Annotated in this window: 13 protein-coding genes; 9 read left to right on the plus strand and 4 right to left on the minus strand. The window is 69.1% G+C overall.

The features are described 5' to 3' along the window. The first annotated feature begins 3 nt into the window (after positions 1–3). Together ACIBG8_RS14515 and ACIBG8_RS14520 are read left to right on the plus strand one after the other, a co-directional pair. Positions 4–1,365, plus strand: coding sequence for a hypothetical protein (locus ACIBG8_RS14515; protein ID WP_397343181.1), 1,362 nt, complete (start codon positions 4–6; stop codon positions 1,363–1,365). A 12-nt stretch (positions 1,366–1,377) separates the two neighbouring features. Then, entirely contained in the window at positions 1,378–9,189 is a 7,812-nt protein-coding gene (locus ACIBG8_RS14520; protein ID WP_397343182.1) for a hypothetical protein, read from the plus strand. A gap of 1,233 nt (positions 9,190–10,422) precedes the next feature. Here the strand turns inward: ACIBG8_RS14520 and ACIBG8_RS14525 are convergent. Beyond that, entirely contained in the window at positions 10,423–11,256 is an 834-nt protein-coding gene (locus tag ACIBG8_RS14525) for a transglutaminase domain-containing protein (protein ID WP_397343183.1), read from the minus strand. Positions 11,257–11,495: 239 nt separating this feature from the next. On the opposite strand from ACIBG8_RS14525, the gene ACIBG8_RS14530 reads away from it, so the two are divergent. From ACIBG8_RS14530 to ACIBG8_RS14540, 3 genes are all read left to right on the plus strand, one after another. Then, positions 11,496–11,783, plus strand: coding sequence for a hypothetical protein (locus ACIBG8_RS14530; protein ID WP_397343184.1), 288 nt, complete (start codon positions 11,496–11,498; stop codon positions 11,781–11,783). A gap of 403 nt (positions 11,784–12,186) precedes the next feature. Next, positions 12,187–12,621 carry an SRPBCC family protein gene (locus tag ACIBG8_RS14535; RefSeq protein ID WP_397343185.1) on the plus strand — a complete coding sequence of 145 codons (435 nt, stop codon included), beginning with the start codon at positions 12,187–12,189 and terminating at the stop codon, positions 12,619–12,621. Between the two features lie 20 nt (positions 12,622–12,641). Further along, positions 12,642–12,914: a hypothetical protein gene (locus ACIBG8_RS14540; protein ID WP_397343186.1), complete on the plus strand. Its 273-nt coding sequence runs from the start codon at positions 12,642–12,644 to the stop codon at positions 12,912–12,914. Between the two features lie 271 nt (positions 12,915–13,185). Here the strand turns inward: ACIBG8_RS14540 and ACIBG8_RS14545 are convergent, their stop codons facing one another. Together ACIBG8_RS14545 and ACIBG8_RS14550 are read right to left on the minus strand one after the other, a co-directional pair. Then, complete coding sequence (locus ACIBG8_RS14545) at positions 13,186–13,824, minus strand: response regulator (protein ID WP_397343187.1); 639 nt, start codon at positions 13,822–13,824, stop codon at positions 13,186–13,188. A gap of 69 nt (positions 13,825–13,893) precedes the next feature. Next, on the minus strand, positions 13,894–15,036 hold the full coding sequence (locus ACIBG8_RS14550) for a sensor histidine kinase (protein WP_397343188.1): 1,143 nt from the start codon (positions 15,034–15,036) through the stop codon (positions 13,894–13,896). A gap of 165 nt (positions 15,037–15,201) precedes the next feature. Between ACIBG8_RS14550 and ACIBG8_RS14555 the strand changes: the two genes are divergently transcribed. The 4 genes from ACIBG8_RS14555 to ACIBG8_RS14570 all read left to right on the plus strand — a co-directional run bounded on the left by ACIBG8_RS14555 (position 15,202) and on the right by ACIBG8_RS14570 (position 18,801). Further along, positions 15,202–16,668 (plus strand): alpha/beta fold hydrolase, encoded by a 1,467-nt coding sequence (locus ACIBG8_RS14555; RefSeq protein ID WP_397343189.1) that lies wholly within the window; start codon positions 15,202–15,204, stop codon positions 16,666–16,668. Beyond that, positions 16,665–17,588, plus strand: a complete 924-nt coding sequence (locus ACIBG8_RS14560) for an ATP-binding cassette domain-containing protein (protein ID WP_397343190.1) — start codon at positions 16,665–16,667, stop codon at positions 17,586–17,588. Before ACIBG8_RS14555 ends, ACIBG8_RS14560 begins: the two co-directional genes overlap by 4 nt. Further along, positions 17,585–18,337 carry a hypothetical protein gene (locus ACIBG8_RS14565; RefSeq protein WP_397343191.1) on the plus strand — a complete coding sequence of 251 codons (753 nt, stop codon included), beginning with the start codon at positions 17,585–17,587 and terminating at the stop codon, positions 18,335–18,337. Before ACIBG8_RS14560 ends, ACIBG8_RS14565 begins: the two co-directional genes overlap by 4 nt. 260 nt (positions 18,338–18,597) lie before the next feature. Next, complete coding sequence (locus ACIBG8_RS14570; protein ID WP_397343192.1) at positions 18,598–18,801, plus strand: hypothetical protein; 204 nt, start codon at positions 18,598–18,600, stop codon at positions 18,799–18,801. A gap of 50 nt (positions 18,802–18,851) precedes the next feature. Here the strand turns inward: ACIBG8_RS14570 and ACIBG8_RS14575 are convergent, their stop codons facing one another. Then, positions 18,852–22,391: an NACHT and WD40 repeat domain-containing protein gene (locus tag ACIBG8_RS14575; RefSeq protein WP_397343935.1), complete on the minus strand. Its 3,540-nt coding sequence runs from the start codon at positions 22,389–22,391 to the stop codon at positions 18,852–18,854. Between the last annotated feature and the right edge of the window lie 103 nt (positions 22,392–22,494).

Below are 22,494 nucleotides of genomic sequence, written 5' to 3' on the forward strand. Positions count from 1 at the left end.
CCGGTGGCACTGACCGAGATCGAGCGCGCTGAGGGGTTCTTCCTCACCGGTGTCTCCGCGGACGTCGAGGAGGTCTACCTCGGGACCCACCAGTGCAGCGTGGGCCCCCATCACATCGCCTTCGACGACAATTTCAGCGACCCCGTGGTGATGCGGGCGTTCTACGACCCGGACGCCTACCCGACGACGCCCAGCAACCTCATCGTGGGCTACATCCAGTTCGTCCAGGTACTCATCCTGGGCGAGCCGATCCCGCCGGGAGTCTTCAACGAGTGGTGGAAGTCGCGAACGCCGTATGCGACAAAGGTCAGACCGTCGGACCGGATCAAGGACAAGGCGCTGGACCAGACTTTCGTCGACTTCATGGATCCCTGGCACGCCAACGCGATCCCGCTCCCGTGGTACGCGCTCAACGGGTACATGAGGAACGGCGTCTGGCCGACGCCGGAGAACTACTTCGCGCATCCCCGGCCGAACGGCTCGCTGTACCGGGTGGCCGGGCGCACCGGCCTGAGTCAGGTGGCCTCGATCGTGTCCGGGGTGACGGCGGACCTGATGAACGCCTCCGACGTCGCGGCGATGATCGAGGGCGTCAAGCCGCTGTGCGAGATCCCCACCCTGACGGGCGAGACGCGGGAAGCGTACCGGATCGCCATCGACCACCTGACGGACAACGCGGTGGAAAGCGACGACCCGGAGGACGCGCCGCTGCTCGACGGGGTAGACGTGACGCAGATGGCGGCCAAGGTGGTCGGCGAGTTCGTGCTCCTGACCATCCCCGACGCCGAGGACGCGGACGAGAAGTTCGGCCCGACGCTGGTGATCAGGTTCCACAGTGTTTCCGGCAGCCGCAAGGTCGTCGTGCATCTGGTCTCCGAGCACGACATGACGACCACGTACGCGGCGGTGGCGACCCAGGCGCTGTGGCGGATCTTCGAGTACCTGCGTGATGAGAACAAGCTGGCCGACAGGCATTGGAAGGCCGCGCTCGACGCCCGGGGCCGTGGGCGTGGCGGCCTGGAGCGGGACCCGTTCAAGCTGAAGCCCAGTGATCTCGCGGTCGAGCTGAAACACACGACGATGGCCGTGTCGAGCTCCGGTCGCACGACGCGGGACGCGAAGGTGCTCTCCGGGTTCACCTGGTCGGCGATGCTGCGTTACAGCGACGACACGAGCCTGCTGGAGTGCGCGGCGATCCGCAAACCCAAGCTGCTCGAGGGCTTCAATCTGCAGCTCGGGCTGGACGCCTACCTGGCGGCCAGGACCACGACCAAGATCGACTACCCGGTCGACGTCAGCAACTTCACCATGGCCGCCATGCGCCGGGAGAACTTCGCGGCCGGCACCAAAGTCAACTACCTCTAGACGGGCCGGAGCATGAGCATCCCCCCACCTGACGTTCCGGACCCGCGCCTGGCGCTGCGGCCGGTGGTGACGCTGTCCTACGAAGACGATCGGCTGGTCGTGGCGTGGACCCCGATCGAGCTCGCCTACGGCTACCGGATCACGGTCACCGCCGCCGACGGGTTCGAGTATCGGGCCGAGGCCTCCCAGTCGCCGCTGACCTGCGACTTCGTCCCCGGGCGCGGGATCGCGTACGCGGTCGTGGTCGAAGCGGTCGGGATGCCGAGCGAGAGCGTCACGCTGACCGCGCCGGACGCGCTGCTGATCCTGCGGGCCCAGCGGGACCGGCTGGTCGCCACGCGCACCACGGAAGGCGTGCACACCTTCGGGCCCGAGGTCGTGGCCGAGGACGACGTGCGTACGCTGATCGGCGGTTTCCAGCTCACCACCGTGGCCGATCCGGTCCTGGACGAGGTCGCGCTCACCCTGACCGTGTCCGGGACCTCCACCGACCTGGCCGGGGTCGAGGCGCCTGCCGTGCTGGTCTTCACCGTCTCGCCGGACTACTTGCTCCGGGCCACCTGGACTGCCAGGCCGGGGGCCGGTTACCGGCTGGCCGACACGTTCGAGTCGCTGCAGGGAGGCGACTACGCCTATCTGGAGCTGGCCGGGCCCACGTTCGTCGCCACCACGTTCGCGCACCGGGACCCGGAGATCTTCTTCCAGCTCCAGCCGGGGCTCTCCTTCCAGGCGGGCGTCGCCGTACCGGCCGGGACGCCGACCAGGGTCGGCGGCCCGCTCACCGTGGACGCCGGCGGCGAGCCGGGATTCACCTGGGCCGGCGAGAGCCCGCTGGGCACGGTGACGATCCAGCCGACCGGGCAGCCCGCGCTCGCCCTGACCGGCGGGCTGGTCACGCTGACGCCGGCGGAACTCCTGATCAGCGGTTCGGTCCTGCTCGGCCAGGTCTCGGCGCACGCCGAGCTGGACTTCCCGACGTTCGCCACGCCGACCCCGGCGCTGCGTATCGTCCGGCCGCCGCTGGCCGGGACGACCGCGACCGCGCTGCTCGAAGCGATCGGGCTGGATGACGCGGTCGGCGAACGGTTGCCCGCCGGTCTGCTGGCGCTGGCCGGGGCCTCGGTCAGCGAGCTCACGATCGTCGCCGCCCTGGACGGGAGCGAGCCCACGGTCACCGTCCTCACGCTGGACCTCGGCGACTGGGCGATCGCCGCAGGGCTCAGCCTGCGCGACTTCCGGCTCGAGGCGACGGTACGGCAGGCCGACGGTTTCCCGCCCTCGACCGGCGTGGTCGTGTACGGCACGCTGGACCTCGGGACCGTCACCTACGACATCGAGGCGGGGGCCTTCGCCGAGTCGCCGTGGTACCTGGAGATCGACCAGGCCGCCACGGTCAACGCCGCCGACCTGACCAAGCTGGCCGGCAACATGACGACGGCCACCGCGACCAGCGTGCTGCCCGCCTCGCTGTTCGCCGGGTTCCCGCTGACGGTGACGCACGCGGCCGTGCTGGCCGACCCCGCGGCGGCCACGCTGGTCGAGGTCGAGTTCACGATCGCGCAGACCACCGCCTGGCACATCGCCCGGATCCTCACCGTGCACGACTGGGCGGCCACGATCTCCATCGCCAAGGACAAGACCGGGCGCTGGCAGCCGACCGCGCTGCTGTCCGGCACGGTCACGATCGGGGGCGCCGACTTCGCCGTCTCGGTGAGCGCGCCGCCGGGCGACGACCTGTGGACGCTGTCGCTGGAGGAGGGCTCGGAGATCCGGCTGCCCTCGCTGTCCAGCCTGCTCGCCCTGCTCGGCGGCGACGCGCACCTGCCGGGCGGGCTCGGCGACCTGGGCGATCTGACGATCACCGACTTCCGGATCGCCTTGGACCAGGGGCTGACCGCGGTGGCGTTCCTGTTCGTCAGGATCGAGCAGTCGTCGGACTGGGTCGTCATCCCCGGCACCGGCACCAGCCTGCTGAAACTCCAGGACTTCGCGGCGTCGCTCTCGGTCGCGCCGGACGGCTCTGCCGGGTTCCTCCAGGGCACGCTGGTCGTCGGCCGCATGCCGGTGGACGCCGGGCTGGTCAAGAACGGGCCAGGCGAGGACTGGATGCTGCGGGCCGCCTACACCGACCGGATCCAGGTGCCCGGCTGGAACACTCTGGAGGGCTGGCTGGCGCCGAGCACGGCGGGGGCGTCGCTGCCGAGCGAGATGCCGCTCGGTGACGGGTTCGAGCTGACCAGGGTCTGGCTGCGGTTCGCCGACGCGAACGGGGTGCTGACCGAGCTCGGGTTCACCCTGTACGCCGCGAAGCCGTGGAGCGTCAGCGACGGCCGGTTCGAGCTGAGCCGGGTACGCGGCGAGCTGTCGATGCCGTGGCCGATCCGGGCCGAGACGATCGTGGCCCGGCTGGGCGCTGTGCTCACGCTCGGCGGGGTCGACATCGGGATCGCCGCCGTCAAACCGGGCGAGAATCTGCCGTGGGAGTTCAGCGGCAGCCTGCTGAACGGGCTCACGATCGACCTGATCGCGGCCGCGCAGAGCGTCGACAGCGTGACCGGGCTCAGGCTGCCGTCGGACGCGCTGGCGAACGGGCTGCCCGCGTCGATCACGATCGAGAGCGCCGCGCTGCGGGTCGTGCCGGACACCGGAGAGCTGCACTTCGCGGGCTTCGTCGGGACCGACTGGACGGTCACCATCGCGGAGACCGACTTCTCGGTGACCTCGTTGGGCGGCGCCGTCGACATCGCGGCGACCGGCGCGCCGATGGTCGCCCGGGTGACCGGGACGTTCGGCTTCGCGTCGGTCGTCGCGAAGATCTCGCTGCTGCTCGGCACCATGGACACGCCGACGATCCTGACCGGGGTGGTCGAACCCGACGATCTGGACGACGTCGACCTCGGCACGGTCACCGCGATGGGCGGGACGACCGGGACCTGGGCCGCCGTCGTGCCGCGCGACCTGCCCGAGGTGGGGTTCACCGGGGTCACGTTCGCGCTCGACCTGACCGGGGAGCGATTCCTGCTGTACGGCGCGATGGGGTACAGCACGCTGGCCGCCGAGGCGACCGTACCGACGGACTACGAGGCCAGCGGGCTGGTGTACTGCGCGCCGGAGGCGGACGGATGGTCGTACGCGGTGGCGGTGGGGTTGGGGCCGGGGTTCACCTTCGGTGAGCTGTTCACGCCGTTGCGCGCGATCGACGCGATCCTGACCGTGCAGGACGCGGTGCTGGTGCTGTGCGACCTGCCCGAGGGCAGCACGCTCAGGGCGGTGCTCACCGCGATGAAGGGCACGCTCGACCTGGTGAACCCGGACGCGGCCTCCCCTCTGGCGGTGCTGGACGGCCTGCCGCACCCGGCCCCTCCGGCGCCGGTTGTCGACCCGCTCGCCATGACCCAGGGGGCGTACTTCGCCGCGCGGCTCGACTTCTCCAGCCCGCTCATGTCGAAGGTGCTGCAGATCGGCCGCGACCACACCCCGCCCAGCGTCCTGCTGTTCGCCCTGATCGACCACGCGAGCAGCGCGAACACGGTGTTCGGGGCGCAGTTGCCGGACATCGTGGTGCTGAGCACCGTCAAGTTCACCGAACTCGCGCTGCTCTACCACCCGAACCTCAAGAACCAGGTGGAGCTGACCGGCTCAGTCGGCCTGACCGGCGTGTTCGACAGCGCTTACACCTTCGACGTGACACTGGTGGTGAACGAGGTCGGCCTGACCGCGACGGTCGAACAGAGCACCCACGCGATCGTGAACCCCTTCTACCTGCCCGGCGTCGAGCTGTCCAAGCTCAGCATGGAGATCGGCTACACCTGGACGCCCGCGACCTCGTCGTACGCGCTGACCGGCCAGGCGCTGCTCGGCCCGATCCCGGCCGCGGGCGCCCCCGACGACCGGGCCTCGTTCAAGGGCACGATGGCCCTGGTGAACGGCAAGGCCGAGCTGTTCGAGATCGCGGTGAACCGGGACCTGAGCATCGGCAGGCTGCTGGCCGCGCTGGTGACCGGCAGCGGAGCCCACTGGCCGAGCGACTACCTGGACATCGTTTTCTACGACGGGACCTTCGTCAGGTACGCGACCGCGGCAGGCGCGGCGGCCAATACGGCGTACACCACCGGGCTCGTGGTCAAGGCGAAGATGCGGCTGACCCTGCTGGTCTCCCTCGACCTCTCCCTTGATGTCACGTTCAGCAAGGCGCTCGAGACCGACACGACGTACTCGGTGATGGACGCCAAGGTCGCCCTGCTCACCCCGATCGACCTGCTGTTCGTCCAGCTCTCCGGCCAGGGCTTCACCGGCGGCCCGAAAGTCAAGATCCACACGGGCGCCGAGCCCTCGCTGGGCCTCTTCACCGCGATGACCTTCCTCGGCGTCGACTTCGGCACCACCGACATCACGCTGCGCAAGGGCGCCGACGGCGGCACGATCATCGACGGCGACCTGAAGACCGAGATCGACGTCTACCCGTTCGGGAAGCTGGGCTGCACCTTCACCTACACCACGCACCCTGACCGGGACAGCGAGCTGACGGTGACCGGCTGGCCGACGTTCTCCTGGATCCGCGAGATGTTCGACGTGTTCGCGACGATCAGATCGCTGGCCGGTTCCGGCTGCGGTGAGCTGACCAAGCTGTTCGCCTCGGTCGCCTACCACACGACGTTCGACCTGACTCCGGCGATCAGGCTGGAGGGCGCGAACCTGGTCTTCACGCTGACCGGCACCTACAGCTTCACCGTCAACGGCGCCCGCCACCCGTTCCTGAGCGTGGACCTGCCACCGATGCGGGTCGAGGTGGCCACCTCCACCACCTGGCACCAGCTCCCCGAGCGGATCGCCCTGGAGTTCGCGCTGGCCGCGCCCCGGCTGGTGGCTGACCTGCTGAACGATCCGGAGAAGATCGCCGTCCTGGTGGGCATGCTGGTCGCCCAGGAGACGATGGAGGCCGCACTGCAACTGGTCTGCGAAGGGCTCGTCGAAGGTGCGGTCGCGGCCGCCGTGGAAGCCGCCGCGACCGCCGCCGCCACGCTGGGACGGACGATGATCACCGCGGTCGAGGTGCTGGCCTCGGTCACCGACTCGCTGACCGAGTCGGACGAGTCCTCCGGCGGCGGCTCAGGGGGAGGCGGCGGTTCCGGCACGACGACGCCCGCGGTCCCGGTTCTCAAACGCCTCACGTACGCCTCGGGAAAGGTCACCGCGACCTGGGACGCCGCGTCCCGGGCCAACGGCTACACCTACGAGCTGCTCGACCCGGACGGTCGCCGCATCGACTCGCACGACTACACGACGATCCTCCACGGCGACATCGCGGTCCGCGACGACCTGCCGGTCGGGGTCTACCACGGCCGGGTGCGGGCCTACCGCACCGAAGAATCGACGGTGAGCGACTGGTCGGCGTTGCCGCTGGTCAAGTCGCCCGCACCGGTGGCCGCGCTGGCTCTGGGCGAGTCGGGCGTCGTGGTGAGCTGGACCGACGTCACCGACGCCGACCACTACGAGGTCCGGGTCAACGGTGTCGTGACCCAGGCGGCCGGGACGCTGCGCGAGCTCGTGCTGACCCCGGAGCCCGGCGAGCTGGTCGCCGAGGTGCGTGCCGTACGAGCGGCTGAGCTGCCCGGCGACTGGAGCGCGCGGGCCACGTTCGACCTGCTGCCGACGCCGACCGGGCTGACCCTGCGCCAGGACGTGGCTCAGCTCAAGGCGACCTGGACCTCCCCAGCGGACCAGTTCACGATCGAGATGGACGGCGAGGTGCGCACCGCTGGACCGGACCCCTCGATGACGTTCGACCCGCCCTTCACCGAGGGCGCCGTCCACACCTTCCGGGTCCGGGCGACGAGTACGGCCGGCGCCAGCCGGTGGAGCGCGCCGGTCGCCTTCACCTACGCCAGCCTGCCCGAGCCAGGCGAGATCACGATCGGCCAGGACGGTCAGGCGTTCCTGCTGAGCTGGCCGCCGCCGGTGCTCCCCCCGGCCGTACCCTCGGTGTCGTTCCTGGCCCAGCTCTGGTTCGGCTACGGCTCCATGTGGGTCACCGTCGACGAGAACGGCAACGTGATCGACCAGGGCTCCAGCTTCTCCGAGGTGGTGCAGGGCGAGGCGGCCGGGCCGTACACCGGCGAGGCCGTCCGGCTGAGCACGAACGACGGCACGCTGCCGCCCGGCTCGGAGTTCCCGCTCAGGGTCCGCTACTCCACCCCCGACAGGACCGGCCCGTGGACCCAGACGAGCGCGCGCGCCCTCGACCAGGTCCAGATCCGGGAGGCGTCCTACGCGGGCGAGTCCGTCCACGTCGCCTGGGACCCCATGGAGGGCGGAAGCTACGAGGTCCAGATGGAGCCGGGCGACCTCCTCCTCACCCCGGGAACCGGCACGTCCGTGGACGTCTCCGCCGACGAGCTGTCCCCCGGCACGGTGTACGCCTTCCGGGTCCGCCCCACCGTCGGCGACCGGCTGGGCGTCTGGAGCGAACCGCCCGCCAGGGTCGCCGTGCTCGACCCGCCGAGCGCGGTCACCGTGTCGTACGAGAACGGGCAGATCACCGTCGGCTGGCAGCAGGTCGACGGCGCCCAGCGCTACCGGGTCGCGGTGCTCAACACCTACGGCTACGAGCTACGGACCACGGAGTCGCAGACCGAGCCGGTCACCATCGACGCCGCCGGGCTGCCCCGGCTGCACGGCCTGGGCGTCAAGGTCGTCTCGCTGCTCGACGACCTGTCCTCGGCCGACTCGCCGACCACGCTGTTCGACCTGATCGACCCGCCCGCCGACCTGACCGCAGACTGGGACGGCCTGCGCACCCGACTGACCTGGTCACCGGTCGACGGCGCAGCGCAGTACCGGGTCAGGCTGCTCAACGCCCAGGGCACCGTACTGCGCGCCGCTGTCACCACCCAGACCAGCGCCGAGCTGCTCGTCGCCGGAGAGACCGCGCAGGTCAGGGTCGTCGGCCAGACCTGGTCGGCGCCCGTTCCCGTGGCCCGCTACACCGTGCTGCCGGTCAGCGGCAACGGCCCGGCGATCCTCCGGGTCTCCGAGCACGACCTGGACAACGTCTACAAACCTACCCAGACTCCCGTCCGTACCGGCTGGGTCGCGGCCGTCCAGGGGCAGGGCGGGCCGCTCTCGGTGCTCGCGCTGCTCACCGCCGCGCTGGTCAAGGCGGGATCGTTCACCCAGGCCCAGGCGTACGCGGCGCTGCGCGCCGGGACCGAGCACCCGATCGCCGACGAGGCCGGCGGCGCGTACACCACGCTCTGCCTGGGCACCACGCCCGGCGGCGCCTGTGGGGCCGGCACGCCGCACGCCGAGTTCGGCGGGGTGATCCAGGGCGTCACCGGGGGTCAGCTCGACGAGCTCTACGCGATCTTCCGGGCCGACCGGTCCGGTTGGGTCGGCGCGCTCACCGCACCGAACGGCGCGCTGGACGCGATCCTCCAGCTCGACGTGCTGCTCACCGCGAAGGGCGTCCTCACCGGCAATGCGCCCTACCAGGTGTTCAACGGCTCGCTCACGGCCCCGTTCGCCCGCGAGGGCGCCGGGCCGCAGGTGTGTGTCGCGTTCGGCACGGCCACCAACCTGACCGGTACGGCACTGCCGGGGGCGCGGGGCAGCGTGGTGTTCGGGGTGACCGACGAGCGAGTGCCGATCTACATGCCGAGCGCGCAGAACAGGAACTGGCTGGCGTTCCCCGACACGCCGACGCTGCCGCTGACACTGCTGCTGCGCCTGGTCCGGCTGCTCTCCGACCGGGGCGTGCTGACCGGCACGGAGCCGTACGACGTCTTCAACACCCGAGTGGCACCCCCACCCGTTCCGGGAGACTAGCTGGAGGGGTCCATCATGCGATCGAGTTGAGGTCTGTGGCGTCCTGTGATGCCAGGCTCGTATCCAGGACAGGCGATCAGATGATGATCCACGCTTGACCACTCGCCCAGCCTGAACGCCGGTGCGGCTCCTCCGGACGAGCTGACGATGGGCCGAGCCGTCCCCGATTCGCTGGCTATACCGTCGCGCGCCCCGCGGTCTATCGGGTGCAGGTTCCGGTGCTAAGCGCCGAGCTCTTGGCCCCGCTGGGGCGAGTGTGAAGCCCGATGTCGCTCGCGCCGAGGTTCGGAAGGTGCACCATCGGGCTATGTCCCGCTGGAGCCGAGTCCTGAAACCATTCCGTACGGTGATCGAGTCGCTCCCGCCCGCTGCCTCGCGGGGCGGCCCTGGTCTCCGGGACTGTATGAGCCGATAACGAGCCAGGCGGCACGTCGCCCCGCGTGCCGTCGCATCGATCAGCGCATTCCGCGTGATCGCTCAACCAACGACCTGAGCGTCAGCCTGGTCGGTCCTAACCGGCTCGGCCACGGCACCGCGGTCATGACCCTCAGAGATATGGCGATCTTGTTGACCTCCTGCCCGACCGCTACGTTTGCCTACCAAACCATCGTTTGGAGTTCGCTTGATCCCCCGCCTCGCTCTGCTGATCCCTCTGGCCCTACTGGTCTCCGCTACTTCCGGCTGCTCGGGAGGGTGGAGCAATGCTGAGGAAGGAGACTGCTTGACTCGAAACAGATCTGAGATCGTCGACTGCTCGTCGCCCGACGCAACTGGCAAAGTACTGAAGATCCTGGAAGGCTCGTCGCTCAGCATTGGCGACTGCCCGAACGGCTCCTTCGCCATGTGGAAAACCGAGGACAAGGGGGTCTGCGTCGGGTCACCATGACGTCTGGCGCCAGCCCTCTGACCAGCTAACACGCTCGTCGGTGGGCAATACCGGCCTTCCAAGCTCTCCGCCCTCGGGCCAACGAAGGAGCGCGCCAGCAGCACCTGCTCAAACCGCACATTCCAACTGGGTTGGCGTCCCCAAACTTCGCTGTCACGGAACATCGATGAGTTGTGACAGTGATCGTTTTGAGCGGGAAACGATGTCGGTGAGTAGTAGCAGCGCTCTTGAGCTTGCGGTGGGACGACGAGTGTGCTCCGCCGGGTGTCACTGCTCAAGGCGTCCAAGAAGACCCATAGCCGAGCAAAGCCGGGACCAGACAGCGGTTACCGCGCCGGTCCCCGCCCCTACTCACCCGCCCAGGTGCTGGGAACGGCCAGATCATCACAGGCGAACAGGCGGCGCAAAGCCGACGGATCGTCTTGAGAGCAGACATCGGCGACCTCGTCGATGAGCTCGTCGTAGTCGGGCCCCGTCTTGCCCTCATAAGCCACGGTCATGCGGCCCCACTCATCCCATGGCAGCATCTCCCGCCTGCACAGCGCGGCAAGATCACGGACGGCGTTGCCGCTGATCTCGGCCGGCCCCCAGGCATGATCCGTCCCAGGCACCCCGAACGTGGCCGGGTCGATCAGGCCGCCTCGGTATTGGGCCCACGCCTCGCCCCCCGTCAGGAACTCGCCTGGAGCGAGGTCCTCCGGGCGGTCGACGTAGCTCGTGCCGAGGTGCTCGGTGTCGACACGCACCCACCGACGCTGGACTTCGTCCAAGTACTCAGTGATCCAGTGGTCGAAGCCACGCCCTTCCTGGAAGTAGGTGCCGAACCCGCACCGGACCCGTGAAGCGACCCCTCGCGCTCGCAGAATCGCGCAGGCGATGGTGGCGAAGTGACGGCAGGTGCCGATCACGCGCGTTTCGGGCGTCCGGGCCTGGTGCAGCGGAGCTGGATCAAGCGCGGTCAGCGCGTTGATCAGCTCGTTAACAGGCCGGATGTTCTTCTCCGCGATCCGACGCTCAGAGATCGCCAACGCCCCGGCGTCGGCAGGCTGGATGACCAGGCTCTGTACGGCACGACAGATGTCGACGGGGTCGTCCGGCAGCCCCTCGATGAGCTGAAGTTGCGTCGTGTCCAGGCTCGTGAACGGTCCAGGCCGGGAGTAGTCGATCACGTCGTCAGTCATAAGCGGGCATAGTAAAGGGCGGGTCTGACATCCGAGGGCCACGCCAGTCGCAGTTGGCAAACTGACCGACAAACGCTGCTGCTACTCACCAGCAAAATCAAGCCGGGCCCAGGGCTACCTGCCTTACTGGTCTTGCCCCGGTTTGGTGGACACCTTGGTCTTCCCCCGGTTTACCGGAAGAAGGAGTTCTCTGTGCCGAACAACTATCCGCCGGAGTTTCGCCGGCAGATGGTGGACTGGTGCGCGCGGGACGGTCGCCGGAAGAGCTCGCCGAGGAGTTCGAGCCCTCCGCGCAGTCGATCCGTGCCTGGGTGCGCCAGGCCGACCTCGATGACGGCCATCGCCTGGACGGGCCGACCAGCACCGAACGCGACGAGCTAGCCCGGCTGCGCCGCGAGAACAAGGTTCTCCGCGAGGTCTCCCTGCTGGCCCGGGTGCTAGGTGTGTCGCGCCAGGGCTACTACGCCTGGGCTGCGCAATCGACGTTGATCGTTTACGCCCGGGTCAGTGACCGCCGTAGTCGCTGAGTGCGGTACCAGAATTCGGTTCTGGCACAGAGTGTGTGGCGACATCACGCGGAGTCAGGCCGGGTGAACTATCCGCTTCCGTAGGAGCTCGAGGTTCACCCGCCCAAACATTCGCCTTTTGAGCATTTGACGCGATTCACGGTGCCCTCAACCGGGCCGGAGTTCCAGGTGGTGGTGAGGCCAGCGGTGACGGCGGCCAGGTCCGGTTGAGGTTGAGGGCTGTTGGGCATGATGCCTTCGCTCACGCCACCCACGCCCCTTGCTGCCGGTCGCGCACCCGTGTGCGTCATCGCCGTCCAGGATCTCGCACTGGCTTGGCTCCTCAGCGTGCGGGCCCTAGGACGATGACCACGGACGTTCACCGAGTTCAGCTGTTGCTCGACCAACCTCATATCATCGCCGGATGATCGACCTTCAGGAGGACGAGGAGATCGCCTGCCCGGCCATACTGGTGTGGGCGGTCGTTGCTGACTACGGGCAGGATCCGCGCTGGCGCAAGGGCGTCAAGACGATGGCGCCGCGACCTGAAGGCATCGTCCAGGTGGGCACGACCACTGCTGAGGTGATGCGGTTCGCGGGCCGGACGTATCGCAACGGGGGCGAGGTCATCCAGGTTGAGCCGGGTCGCTCGTTTACCTGGCGCACCACCTCGGGGATCGACGCCGAAGGCGGCAGACTCGTCGAGCCGCTCGGTGAGGACCGGTGCCGCTTCACCTTCCATGTGCGCGTTACCCCGCGTGTGACCTCCGAGAGGTTGCTGGAACCGGCGCTGAGGTGGTTGCTGCGGCGGTCGATCCGCGCCGACGTTCGCCGATTGGCCAGCCTCTGCGCTTCCTGACCTCGAGTCACCCGTTGCGCGTGGACGGCAAGATACGGGCATGGGACCTCACCACTCGTAAACAGCTCGCCAGGCTCACCGGCTCCTACAGCCGCCACACCGCTGGCCTCCTGACCAGTCACTTCACCAACCACGGCCGCGGCATCTTCACCGGCGGCGTCTACTCGGTGGCGGTAGGCAGCCGAGAAGGCACTCCGATCGTGGTATCCGGCGGCCAGGGCGGTGCGGTGTGGGTGAACGGTTCGACCCGCCACTCGCCGCCTTCGCCGGAGCTGTCTACTCGGTGGCGGTGAGCAATCTGGACGGTACCCCGATCGTCGTATCCGGCGGCACGATGCGACTGTGGAGTCTCGGCCCGCTACCCGGCGTAGAGCCGGATCCCTCGCGGAAGGGGCATCCCCTCAAGGGGCCTGGATCACCACTCCTCGCCGGAACTCTCCATGGACTGACCGCGGCCACGACATGCGCCATGGACCGCGTCGGCGGCGAGCTGGTGGCCACACTCCACCCACAGCGGCCAGCCACCCGTCACCCGGCTGTCACCATGTCCCTGAACAGGCACATCTAGCGCGGCGTGACCAGGCCGCCTTCGTAGGCCGCGATGACGAGTTGAGCGCGGTCTCGCGCGTGCAGCTTGGCCAGCAGGCGGCCAATGTGCGTCTTCACGGTCCCCGCGCTCACCTGGAGCTGGTCGCCGAGCTCGGCGTTGGACAACCCGTGGGCGATGAGGGTGAGCACCTCGCGCTCCCGCTCTGTCAGCGCCTCGAACCCCTGGAAGACCTGCTGGACCGGCCGCCTTACGAACTCCGCGATCAGCCGCGTCGTGACGCGTGGCGCGAGTAGCGTCTCGCCCGAGGCAACGACCCTGATCGCCCTCAGGAGATCGTCCGGAGGAGCGTCCTTGAGCAGGAACCCGCTGGCGCCCGCCCGCAAAGCCGAGTAGACGTACTCGTCGAGGTCGAACGTGGTCAAGATGAGGACCCGGGCATCTCCAGCGATCTGCTTGGTCGCGGTGATGCCATCCATTTCCGGCATCCTGACATCCATGAGCACCACATCGGGTGACTCCGACCGCGTGAGTGTCACCGCCTGGTGCCCGTCGGCGGCTTCGCCGACCACCATGAGGTCGTCCTCCGAGTCGATCAGCAGCCGGAAGCTGCCACGCAGCAGTGCCTGATCATCGGCGATCAGCACGCGAATCAAGAGCTCTCCTCCAGCGCGTCCATCCCGTTCCGGCGCGACGGCTCCCCCGCGATCCCGGCCTGACGTTCATCAGCCTGAGGCTGCCTCGCCGATCTGCCATGATGCGTGCACGCCGAACCCTCCCTCTGGCAGGGACCCGGCATCGAAGGTGCCACCGTACATCATCGTCCGTTCGCGGATTCCGGTCAGACCGTGGCCGGATGGCTGGCGCGGCAGCACGCGGTGGCCTGGCCCGTCGTCGATCACGGAGATCTTCAGTATCCCGTCGGCGACCGACACTCTGGCCTGGCAGCGGGCGGGCGCGGCGTGCCTGACGACGTTGGTGACAGCTTCCTGGACGATGCGGTAGACCGGTAATCCCATGCTGTCGGGTACGGCTCCGCTCACCGACAGGTCGACCTGCACCCCTGCCTCCGCCGCCCGGTCGGCCAGGGACGGCAGGTCGGCGAGGCCGGGCTGCGGCGCGTGCTCTGGTACGCCGTCGGGCGAGCGCAGCGCGCCGAGGAACTGGCGCATCTCCACCAGCGAGCTGCGCCCGATCTCCTCGATCGTCTGCAGCGCCCTGCGTCCTTCCTCCGGGTGCTTGTCCAGGACCTTGGCCGCCACACCCGCCTTGACGGTGATCATGCTCAGCGAATGGGCGACGACGTCGTGCAGTTCGCGGACGATCCTCAGGCGCTCGTCGGTCACTGCCTTCTCGGCCTGCCGCTTCGCCTCGCGCGCGGCGTACTCGCGGCGGGTGCGCGCCGACGTGCCGAGGCTCCAGCTCGCCCCCACGATCAGCCAGGCCATCGCGACGACGAAGACGGGGTCTGGCCAGCCGTCCGCCCGTTGTGGTGCGCCCATCACCCAGACCAGCAGACTGCCTCCGGTGACGAGCAGGCCCGTCAGGAGGGCGATCGCCGATCGCCGTGCCGGTTGGGTGGTCGCCACCGTGTAGATGGTCAAGGCCACCACCACGGTCGTCATCAACCGGTTCACCTGCAGGGCGAGAACGAGGACGCTGATCACGAGCGCGCCGCAGTAGGCGGGCACCGGCCAGATCCGCCGCACCGCCACAGGCACCACGAGCAGCCAGCAGGACAGCGTCGACGCGGTGCTCCTGGTCAGGCCAGGCGGCTCCGCCGTGGATGCCAGTGCGAGCAGCACCGCGACCACGGTGTCGGCGTGGATGAGCAGCCAGCGTGGCGGCCTCCAGGCGAACAGGTTCACGCGGTGACGTTATCGAGGATCGTTGGACAGCGCATCGGAGCGCGAGCCGTCAGACCAGGGTCGTACCTGGCCCGCGTGCGCCCGCGCCGTATGCCCCTGGTCCAATCTGCAAGATCGGATCCGGCTCCGATGTGCGAGCGGGCGCCGTCCAGCATCGTTGCCCGCATGAATCGACGCGCACTCATCACCCTGTGCCTGGCCGCCTGCTTGGCCCTCTCGCTCGGAGGCATCGCGCTGGCCTCGGCTCAGGCGCATCGCCTCGGCTGGAAGGACTGCGGTGACGGCCTGCGCTGCGCCGAGTTGGTCGTCCCCGTCGACTGGGCCGATCCAGGTGGCCCGAGGACCTCCGTGCACGTGGCCAAACTCCCCGCCACAAGCAGGAGCATGGGGCCACTGATCGTCAACTTCGGAGGTCCTGGCACCAGCACATCGATGCTCAGGCGGAAGGACGATCCCGGCCTTCCGCCGGAGCTGCCGGTGCTGCTCGATGAGCTGCGGAGCCGGTTCGACGTCATCGCCATCGATCCGCGCGGGCTGTCGGAGCCCGGCAGCGCCAAGCGGGTGAGCTGCGCGGAGCCCGCGGCCTCTGTCTACGGATTAGTCCTGGCTCGGACGAAACAGGACTGGGACGCCCATGCGGCCAAGAACGCGGCCTACCGGGAAAGCTGTCGCAAGACGGCCAAGTCCGCGTGGCACGGGCTGACGGCGTGGAACGTCGCGCACGACATCGACGCGCTGCGCGCCGCGCTCGGCCAGGACAAGCTCGTCTACGCGGGCAACTCCTACGGGACCGTCTACGCTCAGGCCTACCTGGAGCTGTTCCCGCAGCGGGTGGGGCGAATGTACTTCGACGGGACGGCCGATCACACTCAGCGGGAGCTCGAGCCCTGGTTGCGCAACTACGCGCGCACGCAGGAGCGGCATCTCACCCGCTTCCGCGACTGGTGCGCCAGCCGTACGGACTGCGCCCTGCACGGCAGGGACGCGGGCAAGGCCTGGGACGAACTGGTCGCCAGGGTGCGGCGCGCCCCACTGCCGGCGTCGGCCAGACGGACGGTGCACGAGGGACAGCTCTACGCGGGTGCCGTCAAAGGCATGAACCCGGCGCTCTGGCCGCAGTTCGCGACCGCCATCCGCAAGGCCCTCGACGGCGACGCCGGTGACTTCCTGTCAGAGCTCGCGCCGGATCAGGTCAGCTCTTCCCTGAGCCAGGCCTCCCTGTGCAACGACTTCATGCCGAAGGCTCCGACGTACGAGGAGTTTCAGGCCATCGAGGCGGGGCTACGGCAGATCGCACCGAGGTTCGGCTGGATCGAGGGACGCTTCGAGCTCGGACGATGCTGGGGATTCAGCGGAGGCGCGTCCTGGGCCCCGCACCCGCTGCGCGTGCAGGGCGTCCCCCCGATCCTGTTCGCGATCGGGGAGCTCGACAACAACACCAACTACCTCGGGCAGCAACACGTGGCCGAGCAGATCCCATCCGCACGCGTGTTGTGGCACGGCGACGGTCACGCGTCGTGGGCGGGCAATACCTGCCTGCGCCGCCACGTCAACGCCTACCTGACCACGGGAGAGCTCCCCTCGCCAGGCACGCGCTGCCGGGCCGAGCGGATCCAGAAGGTGGGGAAATGATCGAGGTCATGGACCTGACGAAGATGTACGGTCCCTCACGCGCGGTCTCGGGGCTCACGTTCGACGTCAAACCCGGACAGGTCACGGGCTTCCTGGGACACAACGGGGCAGGCAAATCCACCACCCTGCGCATGATCCTCGGCCTGCACAAACCCACCTCCGGCCAGGCGTTGATCAACGGCGTGCGCAAGCACGACCTGCGGAACCCCATGCTCGAGGTCGGCGCCATGCTCGACGCCGCCGAGGTGCAGGGCGGGCGCAGCGCGGTCGACCACCTCCAGGCACTGGCGTACGCCGGAGGCATCCCGAGACGCAGGGTCGAGCAGGTCCTGGAGGAGGTCGGCCTGGCGGGCGCGGCGCGCAAGCGGATCGCCGCATTCTCCCAGGGCATGCGCCAGCGCCTCGGCATCGCGGCGGCGCTGCTGGCCGACCCGGGAGTGATCATTCTGGACGAACCGGTCAACGGTCTCGACCCCGAAGGCATCCGCTGGCTCAGGACGCTGCTGAGATCTCTCGCCTCCGAAGGGCGGACCGTCCTCCTGTCGAGCCACCTGATGACCGAGATGTCCCTCACCGCCGACCGGCTCATCATCATCGGCCGCGGAAAACTGATCGAGGACACCTCGACGGCGGACCTCCTGGCCCGCTTCCAAGGCGACGTGCTGGTCCGATCACCGCACGCGGCCCGCCTGGCCACGACGCTCGAAGCCGCCGGGGCAACCGTACGCCGCGCGCCGCGAACAGCTGAACCCGCCACGAGCGGGGCGCCCTCTCCCCCACCACCCGGAGAGGAACTACTGGTGACCGGCTTGTCGCCGGCCGCCATCGGCGATGCCGCCCTGGCGAGCGGCTGCGCCCTCCACGAACTGGCGCCGCGCCGGGCATCGCTGGAAGAGGCCTTCATGGAGACAACCCAATGATCAACGTCGTCGCATCGGAATGGCTCAAGCTCCGCTCGCTTCGCTCCGCCTCCATCATCCTGGCCTCCACGCTCTCGAGCCTGGCGCTCACCGGCTTCGCGGCCTTCTCCATCTCGCGCTACTTCGACACCAACGGTCCAGGCGGCGAGCCCGTCGGCACGGGGCTGAGCTTCAGCGCCGACCTTACTTCCCTCCTGTTCGGCGTGCTCGGCGTGCTCGCCATCTCCGGCGAGTACAGCACGGGCATGATCAGGCTGACGCTCACCACGATCCGCCGTCCCTGGCACCTCCTCCTGGCCAAGGGCGTCGTGGTGGCCGCGGTTGCCGCCGTCGCGGGACAGGTGGTGGCGTTCGGCACGTACGTCACCGCCCAGGCGGTAGTGGGCGGACGTCCCATCGGTGCCTCGCTCGCGGAACAGGCCGCGCTGACGCAGGTCCTGGCGGCAGGCGCCGGATGCGCCGTCGCCGCGATCGCCGGGCTGAGCCTGGCCACGATCCTGCGCTCGACCGCTGGAGCGCTCATCGCGCTGGCCGCTGTCCTTCTGGCGCCCACCCTGATCGAACGTTTCCTCCCCGCCCCGTGGAACGACTGGACGGGCTCCCTCACGATCCCGTCCCTCACGCGGCAGCTGGCCGGCGTCCCCGACTCGGGCGCGTTCGGCCCTTCTTCGACCGCCCTCATCCTGACGAGCTACGTCACGATCTCGCTCCTGGCGGCGACCTTAGCGATCACCCGCCGCGACGCCTGACCGCCCGGCCCGGTGCTGCGGCCATCCCGAGCTGCCGATCATCCATCCCAGGCTGCACGACCTGCTCGCTGATGTGCTGGCGACGGCCGCGCTACACAGACGCGGTCCTGAGCTACCAGACCGTCGGCGGTGATCCTCGTCGCCGCATCGGACGTCGTGAACTCACCAGGGCAGCACCTCATCCCTGCCGCTGCTACGCGTGACGTTGCCCTCGAAAAATGCCCTGGCGGCCACGGTCAGAACGAGTGCATCATGCGATCATGGAAGACCTCGTGGCGCTGCTCTACCCGCTGATGTTCTTAGCACTCGCGTGCTCGATCATCGGCACCATCTGGTTGTTGTACTCGATCTTCGTCGATCAGCGATTCGACTCGGGAGTCGAGTTCCGCGTCGTGCTCCTCATGGTGGTCGGCGGGATCGGCTTCATTGTCACGGCGATAGCAATTTCGACCATCGAGAAATGACTTGTGGCTGAGCGCCCGCCAGAGAGTGGATGCGTCAGTCGAGAGCGGCCTCAGCTCGTCCCGGGCTTCGGGATCCGCCAGATCTTGATCGTTCCGTCTGCGCTCGATGAGTTCAGCACTGTGCTGTCCTTGGAGAACTGGTAGGAGTGAATCTCGCCGGTGTGACCGGTGAGTACGGCTTCGCGCCTTCCTTCGGCCACGTTCCACAGCTCGATGGAGCGCTTGTCGGGCGTGAGGACGGCGAGCCAGTCCTGGCTGGGGCTGAGGCTGCTGTCCTCTTGGGTGTAGTCCGGCAACCGGTTCGTCAACAGTGTCCTGGTGTCGAGGTTGAAGACATCCAGCATCTGCCAGTCGGGTCTCTTCTGCGACGGTCGTCTGACCAGCACGGTGTGGCTGCCGAAGGAGACGTCCATGGTGTAGGTGGTCGTGCCGGTCTGGAGGGTGCCGAGCTGGGTTCCGCCGCGCAGGTCCCACAACCACACGGTGGGGTTGGGGCGGGGGTCGATACTCCCGTCGGGCTCGGGGTACTGGCGGATCATGAGGGTTCGGCCGTCCGGGTGCAGGGTGAGCGACAGGTGCGGCCCGAGTCCGGTGTGCATGCGCCCGGTCTCTTTGCCGCTGACGAGGTCATAGACGCGGACGTCGCCGCGGCCATTCACGCCCACCAGTGTGGTGCCCGAGATCACGAAGTTCCGCAGGTCCGGGTAGCGACGGGGGTCGGGGTCGCCGCGCAGGCGCCGGGTATGGACCCCGTCTGCTGCCTGCTTCACCAGGTAGTCGCCGCTCAAGGCGTAGTAGCCCCGGAGGGGAGGCTGGAGGGGACGTCCGGTTCTGGCGTCGGTCAGGTGGGTGTCGCCTTTCGGCGAGGTGGTCACCAGCAGGTCGCCGTCGGGGCTGAAATAGGAGAAGGAGTCGCTCCAGCTCACGACGATGTCGCCACCGATGCGGCTGCCCGTGCGGGCGTTCCAGACGAGCAGCCGTGAACTGTTCTGGCCTGCGGGCACCTTCGCGGTGAGGAGGTTGCCGGAAGAGCTGAAGGCGAGTGTTCGGATGTTCTCCGCCAGGGTCCCGCCCAGCTGGGTGCCGGTACGGACGTCGTACAGGTACAGCGTGTAGCCCGGAAGCTTCTGGACGGCGGCGAGCGAGCCGTCCGGGCTGAAGGTCACCCAGAAGTAGTCGTCGCGGGGGTCATTTGGCGGCAGCGGCCAGCTCCTGAGCGGCCGGAGGCCGGAGGTGTCGAGGATTGTCAGCGTTTGCCTGGCTTTCGAGACCAGCGCGGCCAGGCGCCCGTCGGAGCTCAAGTTCAGGCTGAGATCATCCTTGTCCTGCCCGCGAAGCACGCTGCCGACGGGCCGCCCCGTGGCCACGTCCCAAATGTGCAGGTCTCTCCCGTCCGCCGACTTGGCGATCAGCATCCGACCGTCATCGGTGAGGTACCGGTTGCCGATGGCGCCGACGTACAGCGTGGCGCTGGAGATGTCGGTGGGCAGCGACGCGAGCAGGACGGCCGCGGTCGCGGTCACGACCGTGAGCCCGCCCGCGGCCAGCAGGCGGACGCGCGGCCTGCGCGGCGCGGCGGCTGCGGCCCTGGTCCTGGTGGCCAGCCATTCCTGCAGGCGGATGTGGCGGAACTGGTACGTCCCGCCCGAACGCTGCAGCAGTCCCGCACGATGCGCCCCTTCCAGCGCGCGCATGAGCCGCCATGGCGTACGTCTGCGCGCGGCCAGGACGAAACGCGCCCACGCGAACCGCGGCCAGGCCCTGGTGAGCAGGGTGAGCGAGGCGAACAGCACGCCGGGAAGCAGTACCGGCGGGTTCACCCAGGGGTCGGTGAGCTCGACCGCGGCGATGTCTGCGGGCGCGGGCTCCCCGGACCACCCCGTGACCGCCGACTGCAGCATTTGGAGGGCAACCTGGCCGGCCAGCAGGGCAGGCCCGAGCCCGAGCCCCACGATGGCTCCGGCCGCGAGCGCCCCGGCGAGGGCGGAGGCGCGGTCAGCGGCGAGCAGCTTGGCCGGGGTGGAGTCCACGGAACCGCCCGGCGGGGCGTCCAGCCAGCGGTAGATCGCCAGCGCGACCGCGGTCACGACCATGACGGCGCCACCCCTGGCCAGCCAGCCCAGGTAGACGTCGATGTTCATGGGGCTCCAGCCGTACGCAAAAGTGATCACTCCCGCCAAGCCCAGCAGGATCGGGACGGTCAGGATCACCGCCAGCCCGGAACCGGTGACCGCGCCGAGCCGCAATCGGTCGGCCGACCCCGCCGTCTGGAGGGTGAGCCTGCCGGGTGTTCTGATGCCGCCCACGTACCAGGCGACCATGACCAGGATGGCGAAGCCGGCCCCGACGGCGGTGCCGAGCAGGAACGCGGCGTTGAGGTCCGTGACGGTGCCGGAGATCAGGATCCAGGCGGTGGCGAGCGCCGTCGCCACCGCGCCTCCCACCAGGCCGAGCGTGGCGACCGCCCACGGCGAGACCAGCCTGGGGGCCAGCAGCCACCAAGCGAGCTCGCGTTCGTGATGGGCGTGCAGGTAGCGGGCCAGGAAGGTGAGCCACCGCCCGTCGCCCGCAGCCGCCGGCCGGGCCGCGGCCTCGACCAATTTGTCCTCCACGGCCGTGCGTGAGTCGCAGTCGCGCAGGTCCACGGCGCGCTGCTCGCTCACGTTCCGCGCCAGCGACACCATCAGCGGCGTCGACAGCGCCTGCGCCGCCGGGCCGCCGGGATCACGCGTCAGCTCGTCCACGAGGGGCGCGAGGCCGGGTGCCCTGAACTCGCGTAAGTAGGCGACCACGTCGCGGCGCAGCAGCGGCTGGAGGCGCACCACCGGTGCCCGTTTCAGAGCCGGTGCGCCTGACGCGATCAGCTCGCCGTACTCCACAGAACGGCAGGTGATCACGACGGGCCGCTCACGGCCGATTGCCTCGTTGACGGCCTGGATCGCCACGCGCCGCGCGGCCTCGGACATCTCGTCGAGGCCGTCGATGATCGGCAGAATGAGCCCCGACCGCAGGAGCTCACGGGGCGTGTCCCGGTTGCCGCCGTAGTTGTTGACCGCGAGCGTGCCGACGATCCAGTCGTCCAGGGACTCGTTGACCGGGTCCCAGGAGGTCGCCGTCAGCAGGACCGGCACCGGCGCGTCGCCCCGGTCGTGCAGCAGGCCCCAGGCGAGCAGGCGCGCGAGGATGCTCTTGCCCGCGCCCGGCTCGCCGAGGATGACCATCCGGCCGCTGGCCACGCGCAGGTACTCGGCGCTCAGGGCCTTGGCGCTCTCCATGACGCCCCGCCGCAGCCTGCCGACACTCTGGTCTCCGGCCGACCACGACAGCGGCAGGACGTACGGCTTGTTCAGCGCCTCAATGCCCTGATGGTCGATCAGCTCCCGCCGCAGCTTCACGGCCAGCTCGTCGGCGAGCCTGGCCGGCGTGCTCGCCTCCGGCGGCCTCCTCAGGAACTCGGCCACGGCCAGGAGCAGGTTGCCCAGCCCGACGAAGAAGCTGAGCACGCTGGCGCGCATGTCGCCCGTGGGCAGGTCGATCACCAGGAACCAGGCCCCGACAGCGAACGCCGCCACCATCGTCAGCAGGAGCATCACGATACGGACAGGCCTGCGTGCGCGCTCCAGGGGTTTCGGATCGGCCAATCCCCTGTCCTCCCTCTGCCCGCGGGCGAAGACTGTGCGTGCGATGACCGTG

Source organism: Nonomuraea sp. NPDC050556 (genome assembly GCF_044457355.1).
Taxonomy (GTDB): Bacteria; Actinomycetota; Actinomycetes; order Streptosporangiales; family Streptosporangiaceae; genus Nonomuraea.

Excerpts from the sequence above, each read along its gene's own strand:
- ACIBG8_RS14575 (WP_397343935.1), bottom strand. The coding sequence starts at position 22,391 with ATGCTCCTGCTGACGATGGTGGCGGCGTTCGCTGTCGGGGCCTGGTTC.
- ACIBG8_RS14560 (WP_397343190.1), top strand. The coding sequence starts at position 16,665 with ATGATCGAGGTCATGGACCTGACGAAGATGTACGGTCCCTCACGCGCG.
- ACIBG8_RS14570 (WP_397343192.1), top strand. The coding sequence starts at position 18,598 with ATGGAAGACCTCGTGGCGCTGCTCTACCCGCTGATGTTCTTAGCACTC.
- ACIBG8_RS14520 (WP_397343182.1), top strand. The coding sequence starts at position 1,378 with ATGAGCATCCCCCCACCTGACGTTCCGGACCCGCGCCTGGCGCTGCGG.
- ACIBG8_RS14535 (WP_397343185.1), top strand. The coding sequence starts at position 12,187 with ATGATCGACCTTCAGGAGGACGAGGAGATCGCCTGCCCGGCCATACTG.
- ACIBG8_RS14565 (WP_397343191.1), top strand. The coding sequence starts at position 17,585 with ATGATCAACGTCGTCGCATCGGAATGGCTCAAGCTCCGCTCGCTTCGC.
- ACIBG8_RS14555 (WP_397343189.1), top strand. The coding sequence starts at position 15,202 with ATGAATCGACGCGCACTCATCACCCTGTGCCTGGCCGCCTGCTTGGCC.
- ACIBG8_RS14525 (WP_397343183.1), bottom strand. The coding sequence starts at position 11,256 with ATGACTGACGACGTGATCGACTACTCCCGGCCTGGACCGTTCACGAGC.